This is a genomic window from Blastomonas sp. CCH1-A6, from assembly GCF_001556365.1.
In the GTDB taxonomy this organism is placed as follows: Bacteria; Pseudomonadota; Alphaproteobacteria; order Sphingomonadales; family Sphingomonadaceae; genus Blastomonas; species Blastomonas ursincola.
The window spans coordinates 1-2,778 of record NZ_LSIS01000402.1; the positions used below are offsets into that span (position 1 = coordinate 1).

A 2,778-nucleotide genomic window follows, 5' to 3' on the forward strand; every position below is an offset into this window, starting at 1 on the left:
CGACCACCGATCCTATCACCGGCAACGCTGCCATCTTTCACGACGGCAAGACGGGTGGCCCGGTAAGCGCCGGGGCCGGCGACAATCACCGCATCTACATGGTCGCCGTGCCCAAGAACAACGCCATCTATCTGGCAATAGGCGCCGGCAGCGAGCTGGGCTTCGACGTGGCGGGCGCCGCCAATGTGGTCGGCAACTCGATCATCCTTTCAGCCGGCTACAATGTGTTCGGCGATACGATTGACGACAGCGCCGCAGTCAATGCCGCGCAACAGGCACGCCTGTTCATCAGCGATTCGACGATCACCTCGTCGCTGACGGGCGCGGGCGTGACCGAAGCGGTGGCAGATGCGTTCAATGCCGATCTCAGCTTTGCAAGCGACCTCACCCTGCGCTCGCCCAACAACGCCCGGCTGACCGCGCGCAACGGACGGACCGCCTCGGTCGCGGGCAATGTGCTGGTATCCGCCGACCGCTTTGCCGCCACCGCAGGCGAGAATGTCACCGCTGGCACCGCCCAGATCAGGGCATTCCAGAATGGTGTCATCACCATCGGCGGAACGGCCCGGGTTAGCGCAGACGCCTTTGGCGGCAACAATTTCATCTCGGGCAGCGTCGGCAGCGGTACCGGCGGGACGGCCCTGCTGCAGAGCGATTCGGGCGGGCAGATCACGATCGCCGGCAATGTAGACATGTCGGCCAGCGGCTTTGCCGGTATCGGCGAACCTTCGACGGTCGTCGGCAGCAATTTCGGTCGGGGCGGGCTGGTGGTCGTATCCGGCACCGGAACGGACGGGCGCATCTCCCTGAGCGGCAATCTCAACGCGGTCGCCAACGGCTTCGGCAGCGCCGATTACGGCTCAGGCACGGCAGGCAACGGCTTTGGTGGACAGGTCTCGGTCGCTGCGGGAAATTCGACCGCCGCCGGGACAGGCAACGCGCTCACGATCTTCGGTTCGGCAACGCTCAACGCCGATGGCTTTGGCGGTGAATCGGCCTTCGGGCGGGGCGGGAATGGTACGGGCGGTACCGCAGCCTTCGGTGCGGGTATCGGCGGCACGGCCGGTGTTCTGGGCAACCTGCTGGTCACCGGCATCGGTCTTGGCGGCGCAACCTCCTCGGCAACTGGCCGGGGGGGAGATGGCATCGGCGGCCGCGCGTTCGCGCAGATATTCGGCGCGGGCGGCATTCTGAACGCCGGTGCCAATGTCACGCTGCAGGGGCTTGCCAATGGCGGCAGCGCCCAGACCGCTGGCGGCATTGGCGGCGACGCGACCGGCGGCCAGGCGCAAATGGTGATCAACGCGGCGGGCGGTTCGCTCAACGTCACCGGAATATCGGATGTCAGCGCCCTTGCTTCGGGCGGGCAGGGCACGATCGGCGGTAATGCCGTCGGCGGCACGGCGCTGGTCAACACCAATACCAGCGGTGTCATCACGCTCGGCAACGGCCTGTTCATCAGCGCAGGCGGCGTCGGGGGTTCGGCGACGACCTCTGGCCAGGGCGGATCGGGCAACGGCACTGGCGGCACGGCGCAGATCGCCGCGCTGGCCAACGGGGCGATCAACATCACCGGCGATGTCGACATCAACGCCAATGGCGCCGCATTCAGCTCTTCGCTGACCGGGGTCGATGGCGGCAACGGCACGGGCGGGCGCGCGTCGATCTCGCAGAATACGGGCGGTCAGATCACGATCACCGGCAATGCATTTGTTGCCGCGACCGGCATAGGCGGCGACAACACGGGCGGCGGCGACGGCATTGCGGGTAATGGCCTGGGCGGCGACGTTCGCATTGCGGTGAACGACCGCTCGATCAGCATCACCGGCAATGCCACCACCGACGCGCGCGGGACCGGCGGCGCGAGCATCGGGGGCGTGCGCGGCGGCAATGGCACCGGCGGCCTCGCCAATCTGGGTGCTGGCGCGGGCACGCTGGCGATCGGTGCCATCGGCACGGTCAATGCCGATGGCACCGGTGGCAGCGCGATCAGCGGCAACGGATCGGGCGGCATCGGCACCGGCGGCCAGGCGATCATCGGATCGATCGTGGGCGGCATCATCCAGATCGGCAGCACCGCCGAACTGAGCGCGCAGGGCTTTGGCGGCCAGGGTTCGGGCGTCGGCACATCGGGCGGCCTTGGCGATGGCGGCGATACGCAGATCTTTGCGCAGGCCAACGGAAGGGTCACCGTTACCGGCGAGACGAACATGAACTCGTCCGCATTCGGCGGATCGGGCGCGGCAGGCGGCAATAGCGGTGCGGCGACCGGCGGTTTTGCCAACATCCTCTCGTTGGGCAATGGCCAGATCGCACTGAGCCAGAATGTGTTCATGTCGGCGCAGGGCCTGAGCGGCGTCGTGCGCGACGGCGCGGGCAATTCGGGCGCCGCGACCGGCGGTTCGGCCATCGTCGAATCGCGCGACAGCGGCGGAGCCATCACCATTGCGGCCAATCTCGTCGCCGATGCGATCGGCGATTCGGGTTCTGCATTCACCGGCACCATCGGCGATGCCCTGGGCGGCACCGTGGCGGTTCAGGCGCAATCGGGCTCGATCAGCATCCTGGGCACGACCTCGCTCGATGCCGGCGCGTTCGGCGGTAACAGTCTGCTGACCGGCAATGGCGGCAATGCCACGGGCGGTCGCACCGCAGCGGTGGTGTTTGGCACCGGCGGCGGCCAGATGATCTTCGGCAACGCACTGACCATGGCGACGAACGGCATCGGCGGATCGGCGCAGACCGGCAATGGCGGCGTGGGCACGGGCGGCCTGACCG

The 2,778-nt window shown here is 67.8% G+C and carries 1 protein-coding gene; it reads left to right on the forward strand.

All coding sequences use genetic code 11. From position 1 onward, the window contains the following. On the forward strand, positions 1-2,778 hold a 2,778-nt coding region (locus AX735_RS26070; protein ID WP_446471836.1), incomplete at both ends, for a beta strand repeat-containing protein.